2 protein-coding genes and 1 pseudogene are annotated in these 1658 nt (G+C 46.3%); all 3 read left to right on the plus strand.

Annotated elements, in window-relative coordinates:
• The first annotated feature begins 71 nt into the window (after positions 1-71).
• A complete protein-coding gene (locus tag N1032_RS22945) occupies positions 72-731 on the plus strand; it encodes a TerD family protein (protein WP_259542633.1) in 660 nt (219 codons plus the stop codon).
• A gap of 88 nt (positions 732-819) precedes the next feature.
• Positions 820-1080 carry a hypothetical protein gene (locus N1032_RS22950; protein WP_259542634.1) on the plus strand — a complete coding sequence of 87 codons (261 nt, stop codon included), beginning with the start codon at positions 820-822 and terminating at the stop codon, positions 1078-1080.
• A gap of 190 nt (positions 1081-1270) precedes the next feature.
• Positions 1271-1543: pseudogene (locus N1032_RS28610) on the plus strand (hypothetical protein); the annotation flags it as partial.
• Positions 1544-1658: the final 115 nt, after the last annotated feature.

Below are 1658 nucleotides of genomic sequence, written 5' to 3' on the forward strand. Positions count from 1 at the left end.
GCCAGTAGTTTGTATCACTTTCTTATTTAAACGTCCCTGAGAGCTTCTGGGGGACGTTTTAGGAGGTATTAATGGCTATCATCTTGAATAAAGGTGAAACCACTGCTGTAACCAAAAAGGATTCTGACGCACCTGTCGTCAATCTTACAGTTGGTGCAGCATGGGGTAAAATCGCGAAGCTGGGCGAAAGCAAAGCTGCCGGTTTCCTCGGTAAACTTCTGGGCAAAGTCGGTGCTGCCGATGTTGTCTACGAAGAAGTTGATCTTGATTTGTCATTGGTATTCTTTGACAAATCTGGCAACCTCGTCGATACCTGTTACTTCGGTAACAAAGTTTTGTTCGGTGGTGGGGTAACTCACACTGGTGATGATTTGGTAGGTTCTGACGAGTCTGACGGCTCTGATAATGAGCGTATCAAAATCGTCGGCACTGGTATTCCGGCGAAGGCTGAAACCTTCTTCGTAATCCTGAACAGCTACCGTCACCATCGTTTTGACGAGATTCCGTACATCGGGTTCTCTATCTATGATGGCCTGTACGGTCTGAAAGATAAAGCCGCTCGTCTTATGGAGTTCACTCTTCATAATGACAGTACATTTAAAGGTGTGGAAGCAGCTATCATGGCTCGCGTTGATCGCACCAATAAAGGCTTTACTGTGACTCCAATTGGTAAACCTACCAGTGATCGTGATATCGCTGGCTTACGTCGCTCCTGCCGGGAGTTGCTGTAAGTAAGTAGTCCTTTGGAGTGGTGGCAGATGCTGATAATGTTTTCAGTGTCTGCTTTTGGTTATTACATGAACTATGTGAGGAAATAATATGCGCAAGATTGCTGCTATTATGGCCGGTCTGGTTCTGGCTACTTCTCTGACCGGTTGTGCAGCTCGCACTATCGACCAGAATGGTCAGTCTCACCCGAACGGTGTTGTGTATTACGATGATCAGGGCAACCTGCATCAAGCGGATAAAGAAGCGTTCTCTCCTGAAACTCAGGATCACGCTGAAACTTTCGCTACTGTCGTAGGCACTGCGTTTGCCATCGCTGGTACTGCTCTCGGTATCGTCGCGCTGACAAACTAAGTTGTACAGTGGCAACTCCTGTCTGATGTTGTAAACCTATCTCTCCATGTAGCAATGACGAGATACTGTGGCAACTTCAGTCTAATGTTGTAAATATAGGTTAAACAGTGAAAAGGCAGGGGGATAAGCTGTTTAACTTTGTCCAACCTTAATGGGTGTGGATACGTAATGGGAGAATGTTCCCTGCCATTGTCAGACTTGTTCGTCAATTGACGGCCCTCTCCGGAGGGCTTTTTTAAGGAAAATGAATATGGATGTGCTATCCAATCCCGACCAATCCGCCGCCAAAACGAGATCACGAAATAAAAATGGTCGAACGATGGCCTCGCTGATTTGTCCGGAGTGTGGTTGCGAGTTTGAGAGAGAATTGAGATTTGCAAAACGTGTGGAGAATCCGAAATGTTCTCGTCGGTGTAATGCTCTCTACAATATTAAGAACAATGGCTGGGGTAAATCTAAATGATTTTCTGTGACAATAAAGACTTCGCTAGCGACAGGGGGCAACTTCCATATCCAGTATTGGCTGCCCTTAACTGGCTTAGGGAAACTGACTTCTCCAAACTGGGACCGGGTCGTCA

This window comes from Herbiconiux daphne, from assembly GCF_024979295.1.
In the GTDB taxonomy this organism is placed as follows: domain Bacteria; phylum Actinomycetota; class Actinomycetes; order Actinomycetales; family Microbacteriaceae; genus Herbiconiux; species Herbiconiux daphnes.

Bases quoted from the DNA above. Each gene is read 5' to 3' on its own strand.
- N1032_RS22945 (WP_259542633.1), top strand. From the start codon at position 72: ATGGCTATCATCTTGAATAAAGGTGAAACCACTGCTGTAACCAAAAAG.
- N1032_RS22950 (WP_259542634.1), top strand. From the start codon at position 820: ATGCGCAAGATTGCTGCTATTATGGCCGGTCTGGTTCTGGCTACTTCT.